16 protein-coding genes are annotated in these 18244 nt (G+C 73.0%); 3 read left to right on the top strand and 13 right to left on the bottom strand.

All coding sequences use genetic code 11. The features are described 5' to 3' along the window. Window positions 1–193: 193 nt before the first annotated feature. From L3K22_RS13660 to L3K22_RS13620, 9 genes are all read right to left on the bottom strand, one after another. Window positions 194–1333: a sialidase family protein gene (locus L3K22_RS13660; RefSeq protein WP_263311868.1), complete on the bottom strand. Its 1140-nt coding sequence runs from the start codon at window positions 1331–1333 to the stop codon at window positions 194–196. Further along, the gene (locus L3K22_RS13655; RefSeq protein ID WP_263311867.1) at window positions 1330–2562 is read right to left on the bottom strand and encodes a sialidase family protein; all 1233 of its coding nucleotides are present in this window, start codon (window positions 2560–2562) and stop codon (window positions 1330–1332) included. The genes L3K22_RS13660 and L3K22_RS13655 overlap by 4 nt, the downstream gene beginning before the upstream one ends. Before the next feature lie 99 nt (window positions 2563–2661). After that, window positions 2662–3357 (bottom strand): N-acetylmannosamine-6-phosphate 2-epimerase, encoded by a 696-nt coding sequence (locus tag L3K22_RS13650; RefSeq protein WP_263311866.1) that lies wholly within the window; start codon window positions 3355–3357, stop codon window positions 2662–2664. Window positions 3358–3472: 115 nt separating this feature from the next. Then, window positions 3473–4453 carry an ROK family protein gene (locus L3K22_RS13645; RefSeq protein ID WP_263311865.1) on the bottom strand — a complete coding sequence of 327 codons (981 nt, stop codon included), beginning with the start codon at window positions 4451–4453 and terminating at the stop codon, window positions 3473–3475. Next, window positions 4446–5393, bottom strand: a complete 948-nt coding sequence (locus L3K22_RS13640; RefSeq protein ID WP_263311864.1) for a dihydrodipicolinate synthase family protein — start codon at window positions 5391–5393, stop codon at window positions 4446–4448. The genes L3K22_RS13645 and L3K22_RS13640 overlap by 8 nt, the downstream gene beginning before the upstream one ends. A gap of 137 nt (window positions 5394–5530) precedes the next feature. Next, complete coding sequence (locus tag L3K22_RS13635; protein WP_263311863.1) at window positions 5531–6355, bottom strand: ABC transporter ATP-binding protein; 825 nt, start codon at window positions 6353–6355, stop codon at window positions 5531–5533. Further along, window positions 6352–8466: a dipeptide/oligopeptide/nickel ABC transporter permease/ATP-binding protein gene (locus L3K22_RS13630; RefSeq protein ID WP_263311862.1), complete on the bottom strand. Its 2115-nt coding sequence runs from the start codon at window positions 8464–8466 to the stop codon at window positions 6352–6354. Before L3K22_RS13630 ends, L3K22_RS13635 begins: the two co-directional genes overlap by 4 nt. A 1-nt stretch (window position 8467) precedes the next feature. After that, window positions 8468–9433: an ABC transporter permease gene (locus L3K22_RS13625; RefSeq protein ID WP_263311861.1), complete on the bottom strand. Its 966-nt coding sequence runs from the start codon at window positions 9431–9433 to the stop codon at window positions 8468–8470. Between the two features lie 200 nt (window positions 9434–9633). After that, a complete protein-coding gene (locus L3K22_RS13620; protein WP_263311860.1) occupies window positions 9634–11268 on the bottom strand; it encodes an ABC transporter substrate-binding protein in 1635 nt (544 codons plus the stop codon). Window positions 11269–11639: 371 nt separating this feature from the next. Here L3K22_RS13620 and L3K22_RS13615 point away from each other — a divergent pair, with 371 nt between their 5' ends. Then, window positions 11640–12362, top strand: a complete 723-nt coding sequence (locus L3K22_RS13615; protein ID WP_308445946.1) for a FadR/GntR family transcriptional regulator — start codon at window positions 11640–11642, stop codon at window positions 12360–12362. Window positions 12363–12402: 40 nt separating this feature from the next. Here L3K22_RS13615 and L3K22_RS13610 read toward each other — a convergent pair whose 3' ends face one another. Further along, window positions 12403–12993 carry an LURP-one-related/scramblase family protein gene (locus L3K22_RS13610; protein WP_263311859.1) on the bottom strand — a complete coding sequence of 197 codons (591 nt, stop codon included), beginning with the start codon at window positions 12991–12993 and terminating at the stop codon, window positions 12403–12405. Window positions 12994–13077: 84 nt separating this feature from the next. On the opposite strand from L3K22_RS13610, the gene L3K22_RS13605 reads away from it, so the two are divergent. Next, on the top strand, window positions 13078–13587 hold the full coding sequence (locus tag L3K22_RS13605) for an arsenic metallochaperone ArsD family protein (protein ID WP_263311858.1): 510 nt from the start codon (window positions 13078–13080) through the stop codon (window positions 13585–13587). Window positions 13588–13729: 142 nt separating this feature from the next. Here L3K22_RS13605 and msrA read toward each other — a convergent pair whose 3' ends face one another. Continuing rightward, window positions 13730–14422 (bottom strand): peptide-methionine (S)-S-oxide reductase MsrA, encoded by a 693-nt coding sequence (msrA, locus tag L3K22_RS13600; RefSeq protein WP_263311857.1) that lies wholly within the window; start codon window positions 14420–14422, stop codon window positions 13730–13732. Window positions 14423–14809: 387 nt separating this feature from the next. Between msrA and L3K22_RS13595 the strand changes: the two genes are divergently transcribed. After that, on the top strand, window positions 14810–16279 hold the full coding sequence (locus tag L3K22_RS13595; protein WP_263311856.1) for an HNH endonuclease: 1470 nt from the start codon (window positions 14810–14812) through the stop codon (window positions 16277–16279). A 53-nt stretch (window positions 16280–16332) separates the two neighbouring features. Here the strand turns inward: L3K22_RS13595 and L3K22_RS13590 are convergent, their stop codons facing one another. Then, the gene (locus L3K22_RS13590; RefSeq protein ID WP_263311855.1) at window positions 16333–16887 is read right to left on the bottom strand and encodes a hypothetical protein; all 555 of its coding nucleotides are present in this window, start codon (window positions 16885–16887) and stop codon (window positions 16333–16335) included. Beyond that, a complete protein-coding gene (locus L3K22_RS13585) occupies window positions 16887–18146 on the bottom strand; it encodes a DUF58 domain-containing protein (protein WP_263311854.1) in 1260 nt (419 codons plus the stop codon). Before L3K22_RS13585 ends, L3K22_RS13590 begins: the two co-directional genes overlap by 1 nt. Window positions 18147–18244 lie beyond the last annotated feature (98 nt).

The raw sequence follows: 18244 nt of genomic DNA, 5'->3' as shown, positions 1-18244 counted from the left end.
GGGTGGGGGGGGGGGCCCCGCCCTGGGGCCCCCCGCCCCTCTCCTCGTCGTGCTGGATGGTGGTCTGCGGGATCGTCGTCCTGCCGGACCGGCTGCCCTCGGGCCTGCTGCCGTCGTGTTGGTCGATCCCGGGCCGGTCCTCGTCCAGCCGGCCGCTGTCGAACCGGCCCCGACGAGCAGTCGGCCCCCGCGCTCACGCGTCGGGCAGGTCCTCCGCCTCCAGCCGGGTGAAGCGGATCTCGCGCGCCTCGACCTCCCACAGGATCCCGATCGCCCCGTCGCCCAGGCCCTGGACGACGGAGTAGTCGAGGTTCCCCGGCTCGAAGACGCCGATCGGCTCCCAGGCCGCCCCGTCGTCGAGCGAGCGCGAGAGAGTGCCGAGCCGACGCGCGAAGGGGTCGCGGCTGTTGGTGAACAGCAGCTCCTCGGACCGGGGATTCCCGGGCTCTGCCTCGGGGAACCGCCGCGCGAGCTGCGCATTGTTCCCGGGGTCCACGAACTGCTCGTCGATCCCGAGGTCCTCCCAGCTCTCGCCGCCGTCGGCGGAGACCGCGATGCGCCGGTGCCCGCCGCGGGCGTGATCGCGGGAGTTCAGCAGGATCCGTCCGTCGGAGAGCTCGACGATCGTGGTCTCGTCCATGTCCTCGCCCACAGGCTCGCCGCGATGCCAGCTCTCCCCGTGATCGTCGGAGTAGAGCACGTAGGAGCGCACCACTTCGCCGTCGGCCGACCCCTTTCCGGCGAGGAACCAGCCCGCGTACGGCTGCACCAGTCGACCCGCCCGCGGGCCCTGCCGCAGCCGGATCCCCGTCCCCGAGGTGGGGAAGGCGGTGCGGATCAGCTCCGGCGGCGCGGCGATCGCGGTCACCGAGCGGTGGGTCCAGGTGCGGCCGCCGTCGGTGCTGGTCGAGACCGCCGAGCCCATCACGTCCCGGTCCGCGTCATTAGTGCCGGGCGCCGCTTCCCACACCCCGCGATCCTTCGCGTGGGTGTGGAAGACGTGCACCCGCCCGGCGGGCTCGTCCACGAGGAAGCTTGGGTCGCAGTACCAGTGGCGGCCCTCTCGGTCCGCGTCCCGCAGCGGCTCGAGCGGGCCCCAGGTGAAGCCGCCGTCGAGCGAGCGGCGCTGGACCAGGCCCGTCGGATCGGGGACGTCCTGCCCGGTCTCGCGGCCGTCGAAGGCGGTGAGCAGCTCGCCCGCGCCGAGGTGGGCGAGGCCGACGATGCGGTACCGCGGCCACGGCCCCTCCCCGGCGCGGGCGAGGACCGTGGACGCGCCGGTCAGCACCGGCAGGTCGGGAGCGGGGGAGGGGTCGTGACCGAGGCGGATCATCGCGACAGGATCCAGTCCATGTCCAGGCGGGCGATCTTGATCGTCTCCTGCTCGCCCTCGTAGGCCAGCAGGAACTCGTCCCGGCCCACGGGGATGATCACCGAGTACTGGCAGGCGCCGGGCGCGAAGACGCGCTTGCGCTCCCAGGTCGCGCCGTCGTCGGTGGAGATCTCCACGGTGCCGTTCACGCGGTCGTTCGGGACGTGGTCGGCGTGCGAGAACAGCAGCATCTTCGCCTTCGCGGAGCCCTGCGGGGCGTCCGGGTGGGCGCGGGAGAGCTGGGCGTTGTTGCCCGGGTCGACGAGGGAGGGGTCGCGGTGGAGGTCCTCCCAGGTCGCGCCGCCGTCGTGGCTGTAGGCGACCCAGCGCCGGCCGGTGCGCACGTGCTCGCGGGAGTTCAACATCACCGTGCCGTCGGAGAGCTCGGCGACCTTGTTCTCGTCCATCTCGGTGCCGACGGGGGTGCCCATCTGCCAGGTCTCGCCGTGGTCGTCGGAGTAGACGGAGTAGGCGGAGACGTCCTCGCCGCCGGCGTCGTTGCGGAAGAAGCCCGCGTACTGCTGGATCAGGCGGCCCTTGTGCGCGCCGTAGCGCAGCTGGATCCCGGCGCCGGAGGAGGCGAACATGGCGCGGCAGTCCTCGGGCTTGACCACCTCGGTGAGCGAGCGGTGCTCCCAGGTGAGGCCCGAGTCGTGGCTGACGGAGAGGTTCGCGCTCATGATGCGGCGGTCCTCGTCGTCGTTGCCGTACTCGCCGTCCCACACGCCCACGTCCTTCGAGAAGACGCAGAACAGGAAGATCTCTCCGGTCTCGACGTCGACCACGTAGGACGGGTCGGAGTAGCCGAGCTTCTCCCCGGGAACGGTGGACTCGAAGCCCGCACGGACCACCTCGGGCTCGCCCCAGGTGCGGCCGCCGTCGGTCGAGCGGCGCTGCCAGATCGAGTTCGGGGCGGGAGAGTCGCCGTGCACGGGGCGCTTGTCGAAGGCGGCGAGCAGGTCTCCGTTCGGGGCGACCGCGAGGGCGGGGATGCGGAAGTTCTTCACTCCCCAGTCGCCGGGGGCGGCGAGGACCTGCTCCTCGTAGCTGCCCTGGCGGCGGCCGCGGTCCTTCACGGGCGGGAGAGCGGCGCCGGCCGGTGCGGCGGCTGCGCCCGCGGCTCCCGCGCCGAGGGCGGTGAGCGCGGCGGCGGTGCCGAGCATCCCGCGTCGAGTCATGTGTGCATCCATCGGGTGTTCTCCTTCGTGTGATCCTGCACGGGGCAGGCATAGGGGTCCTTCAGGACTCGCCGCCTCCTCAGGGGGCGAGGGCATCGGCCGCGGGCGCGGTCAGGCGCCGGTGACGGCGTCGTGGAACCAGCGGGTGATGCTGGTGGGGTGCGTGATGGCGGTGCCGACGACGACGGCACCGGCGCCGGCGTTCTTCGCGGCGGCGGCCTGCTCGAGGGTGTGGACGCGGCCCTCGGCCACGAGCATCGACGTGCCCGTCAGGGTGCCGGCGAGCTCCTCGAGCAGCGCGAGGTCGGGGCCGACGGTCTTCGCGCGGGCGGGGGTGTAGCCGGCGAGGGTGGTGCCGATGATCTCGATGCCGAGCTCGGCGGCTCGACGGGCGGAGTCCGCGCTGTCGCAGTCGGCCATGAGCGGGATGTCGGTGCGCGTGCGGATCGCCTCGACGGTCCCGGCGAGGCTGCGGCCGTCGGGACGGGGCCGGTCCGTGGCGTCGAGGGCGAGGACGTCGGCGCCCGCGTCGATCACGGCCAGGGCGTGGTCGAGGGTGGGGGTGATGAACACGCCCTGCTCGCCGTCCTTCCAGATGCCGATGACGGGGACGTCGACGGCCTCCCTGACTTGACGGATGTCCTCGAGGCCCTGGGCACGGACGGCGGAGGCGCCGCCCTCGGCGACGGCCGCGGCGACCTGCGCCATGGTGCGCGGATCGCGCATCGGCTCGCCGGGATAGGCCTGGCAGGAGACGATCAGGGTGCCCTCGAGCGCGGCGACGAGAGGCGGGAGCGGGGAGGTCATGGACGGGATCCTTCCGAGGACGAGCGGCGGACGACGGGGACGAGCGGCGGGGACGAACGTCGGACGACGAGGGGCGGGGCGAGCACGCGGACCGCGGTGCCGGGCGTAGGAGCGGCTAGCGGACAGGAACCTCCACCGCGCGGACGGCGGCGCCGAGCAGCGCGGCCTGGGAGCCGGCGCTCGCGGGCAGCACCGGCGTCGCGGCGACCACGTCCATCGCCTCCTCGGCGATGCCCGCGGCCAGTGCCTCGAGCCAGACGGTCACACCCGCGTCGGCGACCCCGCCGGTGAGTGCGACGACATCGGGGTCCAGGACGTTCAGCAGTGCGCCGAGCACCCGGCCGGTCGCGCGGCCGGCGAGGCGGTAGGCCTCGAGAGCGGCACGGTCCCCGCGGACGGCCGCGGCGGCGAGCTCCCGGCCGTCCCGGGGCGCGGCCGACGGGTCGGGGGAGGAGGCGCCGCTTGCAGGGTCCGCCGTCCTCAGCCGCGCGGCCAGGCGCACGACGCCCGGCCCGGAGGCGAGGCCCTCGAGATGCCCGGTGCGGCCGCAGGGACAGGGGACGCCCTCGGCCTCCGGCACGGGCACATGGCCGACGTGCCCGGCGGCGCCGCGCGCGCCGACCACCACCGTGCCGCCCTGCACCTGGCAGCCGCCGATCCCGGTGCCGACGGCCATCAGCAGCAGCGAGCCGCGACCGCGACCGGTCCCGAAGCGGGCCTCGCCCAGTCCGTGCGCGTGCACGTCGTTCAGCGCCGCGACCGGCACGCCGAAGCGTTCCATGAAGGGAGTGGTCACAGCGGTGCCGGCCCAGCCGGTGAGGGAGTCGGTGGCGTGGGTGATGCGGCCGTCCTCGACGTCGACGACCCCGGCCGAGGAGATCCCGACCGCCTGCACCGCCGTCCCCTCGCACACCCGCTCGGCGAGGTCGAGGGCGGCGCCGAGGATCGCTGCGGCGCCCTCGGCCGCGGGCGTCGGCACCTCGGCGACGTGCTCGAGCCGGGGTGCTGTCTCCACCTCGACAGCATCGAGCCCGTGGACCAGGGCGGCACGGATCTTCGTGCCGCCCAGGTCGAGGGCGAGGACCGGATCAGGCACCAGCGCCCGCTCCGTACAGCAGGCCGACGTCGGCGAGGATCGCGCGGATGCGGTCCACCGCCTCGCCCTCGATCGGGGTCATCGGAGTGGCCATGTTGTTGGTCGAGAAGACGCCGAGCTCGCGCAGAGCCGTCTTGAACGCGCCGACGCCGCCGGCCGGCCCCACCTTGTCGGTGGGCTGGAAGACGATCTCGAACAGCCGCGCGAGGCGGTCCTGCTCGGCGCGCACCCGCTCCCAGTCGCCGGCCTGCGCGGCGCGGTGCATGCGCACGTAGCCGGCCGGGTCCACGTTCCCGAGGCCCGGCACGGAGCCGTCGGCCCCGGCGAGATAGGCGCCGTCGACGACGACCTCGTGGCCGGTCAGGAGGGTCAGCGGGGAGCCCGCGGCGCGGTTGGCCGCGGCGAGGCGGCGGAAGGAGACGTCGTCGCCGCTGGAGTCCTTCACCCCGGTGATCACGCCGTCCTGCCCGAGCTTCAGCAGCTGGGCGGGGGAGAGCTTGGTGTGCACGCAGACGGGGATGTCGTAGGCCCACACCGGACGCTCGGTCGCCGCGGCGACGGCGCGGAAGTGCGCCTCGATCTCCTCAGGGCCGGTGATCGCGTAGAACGGGGCGGTGACCACGTAGCCGGCGAGGTCGAAGCGCTCCGCGGCGCGGACGTGCTGGATCACCCGGTCGGTCTGCATGTCGATCGCGCCCGCGATCACGGGCACCTGCCCGGCGACGGTGCCGGTGACGGCCTCGAGCACCGCCTCGCGGCGTGCGTCGTCCCAGAAGGCGACCTCTCCGGAGGAGCCGAGGGCGAAGATCGCGTCGACCCCGCCCTCGAGCAGGCGGCCGACGAGCCGCTCGAGCGAGGGCAGGTCGATCTCGCCGTCGGCGGTCAGGGGGGTCAGCAGCGGGGGGACGACGCCGGTCAGGGCGCGGGGATCGGTGCTCATGGTGAGGCTCCTTGGTGCATCTGTGGGGTGCGTGGTCGAGAGGCGGCGACGAGCGGGGTCGGTATCGCGGTCGGGGTGGATGCGGTCTGTCGCGCCGGTCCTGCCGCGGCGGTCCGTCGGCGGCGTCGCGGGCGGGGTCAGAGCAGCGAGGGCGCGGCGGCGAGCAGGCTGCGGGTGTACTCGTCCTCGGCCCCGGCGAAGATCCGATCGGTGGTGTCGTGCTCGACCACCTTCCCGTGGTTCATGACGCTGATCGAGTCGGAGATGAAGCGCACGGTGCTCATGTCGTGGGAGATGAACACCAGGCCCAGGCCGAGCTCCTGTTTGAGGTCGGTGAGCAGGTTCAGCACCTGGGCGCGCACGGACACGTCCAAAGCGCTGGTCGGCTCGTCGGCGACGATGATCTCCGGCTCCAGCGCGAGGGCGCGGGCGATCGCGACGCGCTGTCGCTGACCGCCGGAGAGCTGCCTCGGCAGCACCTCGAGCGCCGACTGGGGCAGGCCCACCAGGTGCAGCAGCTCCCGCACCCGCGCCAGACGGGAGGCGTCGTCGCCGATGCCGTGCACCCGCAGCGGGTCCACCAGCGTCTCCCGCACCGGCAGGCGCGGGTTCAGCGCGGTCGAGGGGTCCTGGAAGACGACCGACACCTTCCGTCCCAGCTTCCGACGGGCGGCCCGGCCGTGCCGCAGCGGCGTCCCGTCGAAGAGGACCTCGCCCTCGGTGACCGGCTGCAGACCGGTCATCACCCGGGCGAGCGTGGACTTGCCCGAGCCGGACTCGCCGACGATGCCGAGCACCTCGCCGCGGCGGACGGAGACGCTGACCCCGTCGACCGCGCGCAGGGTGTCCCGGCGGAAGATGCCGCCGGAGCGCAGCCGGTGCACCACGTGCACGTCGCGCAGCTCGATCGTGGGCGTCGCGCGTCCGGCGCCGTCGTTCCGGGCAGGGGTGGTGTCGCTCATCGCGATGCTCCTTCGAGAGGTCCGGGCACCTCGCCCGTCGTGGACACGAGATGGTCGTCGGCCCCGGTGGTGACCAGGCGCGGCCGGGCCGTCGGGTCGGCCGACGGGTCCAGCGAGCGCGGGGCGAAGCGGTCGCCGACGGCGAAGTCCCGCGGCGAGGGGACCGTGCCCTGGACCTGGTGGAGCCGTTCGGCCCCCGCCTCGATCGAGAGCACCGAGCCCAGCAGCCCGCGGGTGTACTCGTGGCGGGGATCGACGAGGATCTCGTGAGTGCTGCCCTGCTCCATGACCTGGCCGGCGTACATCACGGTGATGCTGTCGGCGAGCTGGGAGACGAGCGCCAGGTCGTGGCTGACGAACACCATCGCGAAGCCGAGCTCGTCCTTCAGCCGGTTCAGCAGGTCCACGACCTGCTTCTGCACGGTGACGTCGAGGGCGGTGGTGGGCTCGTCGGCGATCACCAGCTTCGGGTCGCGGGTCAGCGCCATCGCGATCAGCACGCGCTGGCGCTGGCCGCCGGAGAGCTCGTGCGGGTAGGAGTTCAGCATCCGCTGCGGCTCCAGCCCCACCAGTTCCAGCAGCTCCTCGGCCGAGCGGGTGCCGCCGCGCCGGGTCAGCTGCGCCATCTGCGAGCGGATCAGCATCGAAGGGTTCAGCGAGCTCAGCGCGTCCTGGTAGATCATCGCGATCTCGTGGCCGCGCAGGGCGTTGACCTGCTTGGGGGCGAGGGAGAGGAGGTCCTGGCCGTTCAGCAGCACCTTCCCGCTGATCCGGGCGGTGCGGGGCAGCAGCCCCATGATCGCCAGGCTCGCCACCGACTTGCCGGAGCCGGACTCGCCGACCAGGCCCATGGTCTCCCCGGGCCGTACCCGGAAGGAGATGCCGTCGAGGATGTCCACCTCGCCGTGCGCCTCGGGGAAGGCGACCCGCAGGTCCTGCACCTCCAGCAGCGGCGGCACGTCCTGATCCACGGTCCCGCGCTCGGGGCGTGCGAGCTCGGCGCTGCGCAGCGCGGCGAGGGACTCGTGCAGCAGGCGCTGGGTGGTCTCCTCGTCGATCGCACCGAGCACGTCGTGGTGAACGTCGAACTGCTCGTCGTGCTGCTCGTCGGCCGCGCCGGGCCCGTCGGCCGTGCTGGCCCCGTCGACCGCGCCGGCCGAGCCGGCGCGACCGGCGGCGACAGACGCGGAGGTCTCCTCCGCCTGCTCCTCGAGCGCCTTCTCGTCGGCCTCGACGTCGACCTTCGCCTTCACGCGCGGGCTCGCCATCGCGTCGGTGAGCCCCTCGGAGAGGATGTTCAGCGCGAGGGTGGTCAGCAGGATCATCAGGCCCGGGAAGAAGGTGGGCCACCAGTAGCCCGACAGCAGCAGCTGCTTGCCGTCGGAGAGGATGTTGCCCCACGACGGGTTCGGCGGCTGCACGCCCGCGTTGATGAAGGACAGCGAGGCCTCCAGCACGATCGCGTCGGCCACCAGCACGGTCGCGAACACCATGATCGGGGCGATGCAGTTGCGGGCCACGTGCTTGGCGAGGATCCAGGCGGTGGAGGCGCCCATGACCTGCGAGGCGGCGACGTAGTCCTCGCCGAACTGAGCCAGCACGTTGGCGCGCACCACGCGCGCCAGCTGCGGCACGTAGAGGAACCCGATCGCGAAGATCAGCACCGGCAGCGAGTTGCCGAACACGGCCACGAACACGGCCGCGAGCGCGATGCCCGGGAAGGACATGACCACGTCCAGCACGCGCATGACGACCTCGGCGAGGAGCTTCGCGCCGGTCGCGGCGATCGAGCCGATCACCGCAGCGGCCACCAGCGCGGCGCCGGTCGCCGCCAGGCCGATTAGCAGCGAGGAGCGGGCGCCGTGGGCGACGCGGGAGAAGATGTCCCGCCCGATCGCGTCGGTGCCCATCCAGTGCTCGCCGCTGGGCGGCTGCACCGGCGTGCCGGTGGTGAGCGGGCCGTGCGGGGCGATCACCGGCGCGAGCACGGCCAGGACCGCGAGCAGCACGAGGAACGCCACCGCGAGGCGGGAGGCCCAGGGGAGGGCGGTGAAGGGGGCCAGCGGGCTGCCGCTGACGGACTGGAGGCGGGATCCGAGCTTCGGTCGCATGTCAGATGCTCCTGATCCGGGGGTTGACGACGACGTAGAGGAGGTCGACCAGGATGTTCACCACGATGAAGGCGATCGCGACGACGAGCGTCACGCCCTGCACGAGGAAGACGTCGTTGCGGGTGACGCCGTCGAGGATGAGCTGGCCCATGGCCTGGATGTTGAAGATGATCTCGATGATCACCGCGCCGCCCATGAGGTAGCCGACGCGCAGGCCCAGCACCGTGATCGGGGTGATCAGCGCATTGCGCAGCACGTTGCGGGAGACGACGACGGGATAGGGGATGCCGGCGCCGACGGCGGTGCGCACGTAGTCGCGGTCCAGCTCCTCGACCATCGCGGTGCGGACCACGCGGGTGAGGGAGCCGGCGACCGGGATCGCGAGCGCGATCGCGGGCAGGGCGACATTGCGCAGATAGGCGGCGGGGTCCTCGAAGACCCCGACCCAGCGGGTCACCAGCGCCGGGAACGCGCCCCAGCCGCCGGGGACCTCGCCGAGCCACTGGATCATCAGGATCGCCAGCCAGAACGACGGGGTGGCGAGCGCGGCGATGGTCAGCACGCGGATCACCTGGTCGACCCAGCGGTCTCGGAACAGGGCGGCGAGCACGCCGAGGATCGCGGAGAGCACGATCGCGATGGCGAGGCCGAGGAAGGTCAGCTGCAGCGTGATCGGGAAGGCGCTCGCGACCACCTCGGTCACCGGGACGTTGCCGCTGGTGGTGCCGAGGTCGCCGCGCAGCATGCCGCCGAGGAAGCTGAAGTAGCGCAGCCAGATCGGGTCGTTCAGGCCGTTGTTCTCCCGGTACAGCTCCAGCGCCTCGGTGGAGGCGGACTCCCCGAGCGCGAGCCGGGCGGGATCCGACGGTGAGAACGACATTATGACGAAGACGAGCAGGGTGACGCCGAGGATCATCAACGGCAGGGCGAGAAGTCGTCGCCCTATCAGGCGGACGAGGTGGGACACGCGGTCCTCCGTGGAAGTGCGAGGGGCAGGGGCGGCGGCCGGGCGGAGCGCGGGCCGGTGGCCGCGCAGCAGACCGGGCGCGAGGCGGGGCGCGGGGCGGAGAGCGAGGCCGGGCGCAGGGTCGGGCGCGGGGCCGACGGGGGAGCGGCCCCCGGGGCCGACGAGCGGGCCGTCGGCCCCGGCGGGGGCTCAGGAACGGGTCACGGGGCCTTCGTCGTGGCGACGTCGACGAAGCTCAGACCCGTCAGGGAGATCGGCTGGAAGTCGACCAGCGAGGTGCCGTCCCAGGCCGTCGGGGACTTGCGGTGGAAGAGCGGGTACAGCGGGACCTCCTCGGAGAGCAGGTCGAACAGCTCGCCCCAGGTCGCCTCCTGCGCGGCGGTGTCCGTGGTCTCCAGCCCCTCGGCCAGCAGCGACTGGACCTCCTCGTAGGACTCCTGGCCCTTCCAGTGCATGCGGGTGTCGGTCCAGACGTCACCGCCGTACCACCAGCGCATGAGCAGGTCGGGGTCGTTGCCGAAGACGGAGGGATCGCCGGGGGCGATGACCACGTCGTAGGCGTCGGGCGACCCGTCGATCGTGGTGTACACGTCGGCGGACTGCTTCTGCTCGAAGGCGACCTCGACGCCGGCCGCGGCGAGGGACTCCTGGATGATCGGGGTGCACTGGGCGACCCAGTCGTGATCGGTGCACAGCATCCGGAAAGAGGTCAGGCCCGTCTCGGCGAAGAGGGACTTCGCCTTGTCGGCGTCGAGCGAGTAGACGGTCGAGGCCTCCTTGTAGTTCGGGTGCTCCTTCTGCACGAAGCAGCTCGCCGCCTCGGCCTGACCCGACAGGCCCGTCTCAATGACCTTGTCCATGTCGATCGCGTAGAGGAAGGCCTGGCGGTTCTTCACGTCGTGGAAGGGGTTGTCCTCGCTGTTGTTGAACATCGCGAAGAGCAGCCCGAAGCCGCCGACGGACTCGACCTCGCCGCTCGCCTTCAGCTGGTCGATCGAAAGATAGGGGACCGAGTCGATGGCCTGCACGGTCTGCGACTGCAGCGCATTGGTGCGGGTGGACGGGTCGGGGATGACCTGCCAGCTCATCGTCTTCGCCTTGGCGGGCATGGGGCCGGTGTAGTCGTCGAAGCGCTCGAACTCGACGATCTTCGAGGCCGCGGAGTTGTCGGTCATCGTCCACGGGCCCGAGCCGACGGGGTTCGAGTCGAAGGCGTCGGGGTCCGCCTCGACAGCGGCCTTCGGGACGATCTTCACCGTCGAGAGTCGCTCGGCGAGCACCGCGGTGGGGTGGGCGAGCGTGATGGTGACGGTGGTGTCGTCCTTCTTCTCGACGGAGTCGATGAAGGGGATGAACTGCGCGTACAGCGAGGCGTTGGCGGGGTCCTGGACGCGCTCGAAGGAGAACACGACGTCCTCGGGGGTGACGGGGGTGCCGTCGTGGAAGACGGCGCCCTCGCGCAGCGCGACGTCGACGCTGGTCCCGTCGGCGGAGGGGACCTCGGCCGCCAGCGCCGCGTAGACCTCGCGGGTCACCGGGTGCAGCTCGGTGAGGCCCTCGAGGGTGTGCCAGTTGACCGCGACGGTCAGCGCCGCCGACGTGGTCATCGGGTCGTAGCCGTTGGTGCCGAGCTCGTAGCTGATCGCCGCGTCGATGTGGCCGTCGGGGTTCGCCTCGCCGGCCGGCGCGCCGCCCGCGTCGGAGGAGCCGCCGGAGCCGCTCTCGCGCGGAGCGCAGGCGCCGATCCCGGCGACGATGCCGGCGGCGCCGGCGAGGGCGGCAGTGCCGCGGAGGAAGCCGCGTCGGCCGAGACGGCCGGAGGGGTTGGTGATCACCGTTGATGCATCCCTTCTGTGGGGTATCCCCGGTGCCCGCGGCGCCGGGGGTCGAGCGGAGCCCGTCCTCGCGAGTCGGCGGAACTCTCGCCTCCCTGCGAAGATCAGACGTATGATGTCTGATGACTGGGGACAGTACATCACAGTCGGTGTGGTCGCCACCACCCGGTGGTGCGGCCGTGACCGACCGGTGACCCGGTCGAGGACCGCCACCCGCGCTGCCGAACGCTCGGGGGCTGCGTGCGGTCCGAGCAGGCGCAGTGCCCTCCGGCCCGGACCTCGGGCGGAGCGGACATCGCAGACAGCAGTCGACATGCAGGCATGATGGTGCCCGTCCGTCACCGACGGCGGGCACGGGGAGGAGGCGCATCGTGCGCAGCAAGGGGACCGGCGGCACCGCCGTCGACCGCATCCAGGAGCTGATCCTGGCCGAGGGCCTCGCGCCCGGCGACCCGATGCCCACCGAAGCCGCGCTCTGCGAGCGGCTGGGGATCTCCCGCTCCTCGGTGCGCGAGGCCATGCGCACCCTCGCCTCTCTCGACATCGTCGAGGTGCGCCACGGGCACGGCACCTTCGTCGGCACCCTCTCGCTCGCCCCGCTCGTGGACGGGCTCCTGTTCCGCGCCCGGCTCGACGACGGCAACGACCTGGGCGCGCTGCGCGAGGTGGTCGAGCTGCGGATCGCGCTGGACCTCGCGGTCGCCGAGCAGCTGGTGGAGATCTACCGCGGCACCGAGAACCCCGAGCTGGAGGGCCATGTGGAGACGATGCGCGAGCTCGCCTCGGCGGGGGAGCCCTTCCCCGAGGCCGACGCCGCCTTCCACACCGTCCTGTTCTCCCGTCTGCCCAACAGCCTCCTGCGCCAGCTCGCCCAGGCGTTCTGGGAGGTGCACACCACCGCCGTGCCGCTGCTGGGGATCGCCCCGGCCCAGGACATCCTCGAGACCGTCGAGGCGCATCGCGCGATGCTCACCGCGCTTGAGGCGGGGGACGCGGCGGCCTACCGTGAGGCAGTCCACCAGCACTACCGGCCGCTGGGCCGGGTGCTCGACGCCGCCGGGACCGTCGAGGAGCGCTGCGCGGGCGCGGGCTGAGCGCCGGCTCCTGCTGGCCCGGCCGCCGCTCGCCGGCGGCTCAGCCGCTGCTGCGCGACCTCTTCGCCCGGATCAGGTCCAGCACGATGCAGCCGCCGACGATCGCCAGGCGCAGCGGCGGCGGCACCGTGGGGTCGAATGCGAGCACGTACCTGCTGTGTCCGAGGAAGCCTCGGCTGAAGCCGGCCCACTCCCTGGCCGCCCGCGCGGCGACGGCCTCTCCGTAGCGGAACTCGTAGTCGAGCCCCAGCATGTCGCCGTGCAGCTCGGGCTCCGCGCCGACGGCGAGGGTCATGCTCACCTTCGTCGAAAAGACGGAGAAGCGGCCGCGCAGCTCGGCGACCGGGGTGCCGTCGGGTGCTGAGAGCTCGAAGCGGTCGACGCCGATCCCGGGCGGGTCCTCGACACGGAGCAGCGGCGTGCCGTCCGCGTCGGCGACGCGGAGCGAGCGGGCGCCCGAGAAGAACCGGGCGACGCCGCTGCCGGTGGTCGTCACGTGGCCCACGGCGTGCTCGCCGGCGCCGTCGAGGATGTCGAAGTCGTTGGACATGAAGCCGGTGACCTGCTGCATCACCAGGGTATCGTGGGAGCGGAGGTCCGCGGGGCGGGGGCTGTCGGCTGTGGAATCCATTCGCGCCCCCTAATAAGGCCGCACCGTGCCGCAGTGGTTGGGCGACCGCACGGTCGTGATCCCGAGCCGCGTTACCGTAGGTGCATGACCGCCTCCGACGACGCCCCGCAGCTCGCGGGGCTGGACATCTTCCTGCCGTCCCCGCCGCCCGACGTGGAGCGGCAGGAGGCCTTCCTCGACGAGGCCGCGGCGCTCGCCCTGGACGGCCAGCCGATCACGGTCTATCTCCAGGACGAGGACGCCTGGGCCTTCGAGGAGTGCGAGCCGGTCCGCGCCCTGATGGAGTCCGCGGGGGATGCCGTGCTGCCGGTGACCCTGTTGGGCCTCGACATCGTGGTCAGCGGCACCTATCCGACCACCTCTCAGATGCAGCGCTTCGCGCAGGCGGGCGCGGCGAAGAAGCCGAAGCCGTCGGCGGCTGCCGCAGCCTGCGGGCCCGGCGGCGCCGCGCCGCTGCCGCGCGAGGCCGGCGGGTTCGCCGCGCAGCTCATGGGCGCCGTCCCCGCGACGCCGCGGCCGACGGGCGGGCCCGACATCGGCGCACGCCGCAACCTCATGGGCGGCGACACCGGGGATGGTCTGCCCGGGCGCTGACGGCTCGGGCGTCCGACGCGCCCTCGGAGTCGCTACCTCTCGCGGCCATGTCAGAAGTGGTGGGCTCGGCCCGTCGGCCCGTCGGCCCGTCGGCCCGTCGGCCCGTCGGCCCGTCGGCCCGTCGGCCCGTCGGCCCGTCGGCTCAGAGCGAGCAGGCGACCCCGTTGAAGCCGTGGTTGCAGTAGCCGGTGGGGTTCTTCTCGAGGTACTGCTGGTGCTCGGGCTCGGCGGTGTAGTAGACGCCGTTTCCGACCTCGGCCAGCGGCGCGAGCTCGGTGGTGATCGCGCCGCGACCGGCGGCGTCCAGCGCCTCCTGGTAGCGGGTGGCGGAGTCGCGCACGATCTCGCCCTGCTCCTCGGTGGTCCAGTACACGGCGCTGCGGTACTCGGTGCCCACGTCGTTGCCCTGGCGGTTGGCGGTGGTCGGATCGTGCTGCTGCCAGAACTCGGTCAGGAGCGCTCGCAGGGTGTCCTCGCCGCCGGTGTAGATCACGCGCACGGCCTCGGCGTGGCCGGTGCGGGCGGAGAACACCTCTTCATAGGTGGGGTGGGGCGTGTACCCGCCCGCGTAGCCGGCCGAGGTGGTGTGCACGCCGGGGATCTGCCAGGCGATCCGCTCGATGCCCCAGAAGCAGCCGCCGGCGAGGATCAGCTCCTCGGAGCCCTCCGGCCACGGGTGCGGGTCGCGGGGCGCGTCGGGTCCGAGCATGTCGGTGCCGAGCACGAGGTGCTCGCGCTCGAGGGGGTAGGGGTAGGCGTCGCGGCCGGGCAGGGCGTCCTCCGGCGCGACCATGTCCTTCTTGTGCGCGTACAGGAGATCCATCATCTGCCACATGCTCAGCACGGTAGCCCCGGTCGGTGCCGAGCGGGAAGGGTGAGCGACGCCGGTCACTCCAGTTCCGCCGAGGGCGTGACGGAAGGTCGCAGGGTGGTCATGGCGCTTCGCCGTTCGGGTCCGTGCTCGTCCACAACCACGAGGCTTCGGCGAGGTGTGTGCACTGCCCGGTGGCTCACGGGCGCCGTCGGCTTCTCATAGCGGAAACGGTGCGCCCAACTCGAGGCTTCTCGGTTCTCGCCGCCTCTCGGTTCCTCCACATGCCCTGCCGCTCCACATTCCCGCGCTGAGGCTGGCGCGTCGTCGCCGAGGCGACGACGCTGGTCATACCAGGTCGTACCGCTCTCCGGGCCGCCGCGACCATCGCCGAGCGAGGGGAGAAGAGCCATGCCGGAATCCGCACTGGACTGGGCCGGTCAGCTGTCCCGTCTTCTCGACCATGCCCCGCCGGCCGAGGCGCTCGCCGCAGAGGACGACGCTGCACTGATCAATCTGATCGCCGCGACGGAGCGCGCCAAAGGACGGCTCGCCGCCGCACAGGCCCGGGCAGAGGCCGCCTTCTGGGATGCGCAGATCCGCGAGCAGCAGAGACAGGGAGTGCCCAGGGGACAGCGGGGCCGCGGCATCGCCGACCAGGTCGCCCTCGCCCGTCGCATCACCCCGAAGCAGGCGTCGGACGAGGTCGCTCTGCACCGGGTGCTGCTCGGGTCTCTGCCGCGCACCAGCGAGCTGCTCGAGGCGGGGGAGATCAGCGAGTACGCCGCCCGCAGGGTCGCCGAGAACGTGCTGGTGCTCGAGGAGGAGGACCGGGCCCGCGTCGATGTCGACCTCGCCGACCAGCTGCCATCGGTCACCGCGCGCCGGGCCGGGGACCTCGCCCGCGCCCGGGCGCAGGAGCTCGACGCCGACGCCGCGGTGCACCGGCACCAGCGCGCGGTCGCCGATCGACGGGTCTCGCTCCAGCCGGCCGTCGACGGCATGTCGATCCTCCGCGCCACGCTCCCCGTGAAGGACGGCGTCGCGGTGCTGAAGGTGCTGACCGAGGCGGCGCGATCGGCGAAGGCCACCGGGGACCCGCGCACCAAGGGCCAGATCATGGCCGACACCCTGACAGCGCGCGCCTGCGGACTCGGGAGCCCCGACGACATCCCCGTCGAGATCCAGCTGCTCATGACCGATATGACCCTCCTCGCCGACGAGGAGGCGACGGCATGGATCGACGGCCATCCGCTTCCCGGACGCGTCGCCCGTGACCTCGCGCTCGGTGTGCCGACGCTCCCGTCCCCAGCACACGTGGCCGCAGATGCTCCCGCACCCCCGCCGGAGATCAGCAGCGCGGCGCGGTGGATCCGTCGCCTCTACGCCGATGACAGGACCGGAGATCTGACCGAGGTCGACCCCAGGCGACGACTCTTCCGAGCACAGGTCCGCCGATTCATCCTGCTGCGCGATCAGCGCTGCCGCACGCCATGGTGCGATGCGCCGATCCACGACATCGACCACGCCCATCGCTTCGCCGACGGCGGCAGCACCGACGCCGACAACGGCGTCGGCCACTGCCAGCGCTTCAACCTCGTCAAGGAGATGCCGGGATGGGAGTCGACGGTCGACCCCTCGAGCGATGACCGACCGCACCGCCTCACGATCAGGACCCCCACCGGGCACACCTATCAGTCGACCTCCCCGCTGCTGAGGCGTCTCCTGGACGGGGAGGACGGGGCCCGCGCTGAGATCCTCGCGGACGAGCCCGTCGACCTCGACGACGGCTCGGATCCTGATCGGCGGTCGAGCCCGACCACCGCGGACGACGACCGGCCGTCGGATCCCGAGGGCCTGCCGGAAGCGCGCACGGGCTGATCAGCACGGGTCGACACGCGTCGGCCCGCACCGCGGCCCGGGCACCCCTGACCTCACCGGCCTCGCGGCATCACGGCGATCCACAGCGCGACGACGGCGACCGCGGCGACCACCACGGCCCACGGCCCGAGCTGGACCTGCGCGAGCAGCACGACGAGCACCCCGCCCACCAGCGTCAGCACGAGCACCCCGGTGAGCGCACGCAGAGCGAGACGCAGAGCGTCGCGGTCGAGGGCCCCGTGCGCGGGCATGACGGCCGCGAGCGCGAAGGCGGCATGACCCGCGAGCAGCAGCAGACCCGTCGACCCGGCGAGCACGACGTCCAGATCGGCCCGCACCGCCAGCGCGATCACCACCGCCGTCGGCGCCAGCATCCCGAGGTCCGTGTCGGGATCGAGCCACTGGGCGGCGAGGGCCGTGAGACAGACGAGCCCCACCAGCACGACGCCCAGGTGCATCGCCGCGAGTCCCGGGCCGGACAGCGCGAGCGCCGCCGCGGCGACCGTCGCCGCGGTACCGGTGCCGCGCAGCGCCCACTGCACCGGACTGATTCCGCGCAGCGCGAGCAGCGCGTCGGCGATCGGGTCGAGCAAGGACGTCAGCCGCATCAGGACCTCCTCCGTCGCGGTGCGCCGCGCGCGGCGGACAGGGACAGGAGCACCGGAGCCAGCGAGGCGGGCCCCTCCCACGCGGTGACCGGGACGCCCGCCTCCCGCAGCTCGCGCACCGTCCGCTCCCGCTCGAGCCTCCGCAGCGCCCACGCCTCGGGCCAGAAGCGCTCGGAGACCCGGCCGTCGAGCCGCAGCGGCCGCCCGCGCAGCACGGAGGTGTCCCCGACGCTCGGCGGGAGCGTGTCCACGACGATCACGTCCGCGCCCTGGGCGACGAGCTCCCCGATCCTGGTGATCACCTCGGGGCGGAGCAGGGGCGAGCACACCACCGTCAGCGTGCCGGTCCGCACCGCGGGCAGGCGGGGGAGGGGGCGGAGCGCGCCCGGGTCCCGGGCCGCGCGGGACAGCGCATCGGTGAGCACCCGCAGTTGACGGGGGCCGGAGCCGGGCGGCACCGCGCCTATCAGCCGCCCGATGTCGAGCAGCGCGACTCGGTCGCCGACGCCGAGATAGTGGCGCGCCACGGCGGTCGTGGCCCGGATCGTCATGTCCAGGCTGGTGGGCGCGTCCTCGCCGGCCCAGGGGGCGGGGGAGACGTCCGCGGTGGTGTCGGTGACGACGAGGACCTCGGTGTCCTGCTCGGTGAAGGTCGCATTGGTGTGCAGCTGCCCGGTGCGACTCGTGACCCGCCAGTTGATCCGGTGCAGTCGGTCCCCGGACCGGAAGGCGCGCACCTCCGACAGCGCGGTGCCGTCACCGCGGCGCCGCGAGAGGTGCGCGCCGCTCACCCCGATCGGGGTGGGAACGTCCACAGGGGCATCGAGCACCACGGAGGAGGGGACCACCTGGAGCGAGACCGGGGGCAGGTCTACCTGCGCCCGGAAGGCGCCGAGCGGATCCGCGACCAGCACGTGCACCGGCCCCACCTCGATCCGGCCCCAGCGCCGGGCGCCGATGCGCAGCGCCGCCCCGCCGTCGCCGGTGAGGGAGCCGTGGCGCGGGGCGAGATCCGCATGTGGCGGCCTCGGGACGCTCGCCGTGGTCAGCAGGCCGGGGCTCGTGGTCACCGTGGCGCGCGCCGCACCGTCCTCGTCGATCCGCCGACGGTTCAGGCGCAGGGACGGGGCGGGGTAGGAGCGCTCCTCGCCGCGGGCCGTGCGGCGGGCGACGGCCAGCAGAGACCAGGCCAGCAGGGGCAGCCCGGCGAGGACCAGCGCAGGCTCACCGCGCAGCAGCGCCAGGGCCAGGGCGAGCACGCCCACCGCGGAGGCGCGGACGAGCGCAGCGGTGGGACGGGGGCGGAGCGAGGGGACGGGCGGCAGCGTGCGACCCGGCGTCCCCGTGGTCCCTGCTG

Source organism: Brachybacterium atlanticum (assembly GCF_025669985.1).
Lineage (GTDB): Bacteria > Actinomycetota > Actinomycetes > Actinomycetales > Dermabacteraceae > Brachybacterium > Brachybacterium conglomeratum.
This window is presented reverse-complemented; position numbering and strand designations above follow the sequence as displayed.

Excerpts from the sequence above, each read along its gene's own strand:
- L3K22_RS13650 (WP_263311866.1), bottom strand. The coding sequence starts at position 3,357 with ATGACCTCCCCGCTCCCGCCTCTCGTCGCCGCGCTCGAGGGCACCCTG.
- L3K22_RS13590 (WP_263311855.1), bottom strand. The coding sequence starts at position 16,887 with ATGCGGCTGACGTCCTTGCTCGACCCGATCGCCGACGCGCTGCTCGCG.
- L3K22_RS13640 (WP_263311864.1), bottom strand. The coding sequence starts at position 5,393 with ATGAGCACCGATCCCCGCGCCCTGACCGGCGTCGTCCCCCCGCTGCTG.
- L3K22_RS13635 (WP_263311863.1), bottom strand. The coding sequence starts at position 6,355 with ATGAGCGACACCACCCCTGCCCGGAACGACGGCGCCGGACGCGCGACG.
- L3K22_RS13655 (WP_263311867.1), bottom strand. The coding sequence starts at position 2,562 with ATGGATGCACACATGACTCGACGCGGGATGCTCGGCACCGCCGCCGCG.
- msrA (WP_263311857.1), bottom strand. The coding sequence starts at position 14,422 with ATGTGGCAGATGATGGATCTCCTGTACGCGCACAAGAAGGACATGGTC.
- L3K22_RS13660 (WP_263311868.1), bottom strand. The coding sequence starts at position 1,333 with ATGATCCGCCTCGGTCACGACCCCTCCCCCGCTCCCGACCTGCCGGTG.
- L3K22_RS13605 (WP_263311858.1), top strand. The coding sequence starts at position 13,078 with ATGACCGCCTCCGACGACGCCCCGCAGCTCGCGGGGCTGGACATCTTC.
- L3K22_RS13630 (WP_263311862.1), bottom strand. The coding sequence starts at position 8,466 with ATGCGACCGAAGCTCGGATCCCGCCTCCAGTCCGTCAGCGGCAGCCCG.
- L3K22_RS13610 (WP_263311859.1), bottom strand. The coding sequence starts at position 12,993 with ATGGATTCCACAGCCGACAGCCCCCGCCCCGCGGACCTCCGCTCCCAC.
- L3K22_RS13595 (WP_263311856.1), top strand. The coding sequence starts at position 14,810 with ATGCCGGAATCCGCACTGGACTGGGCCGGTCAGCTGTCCCGTCTTCTC.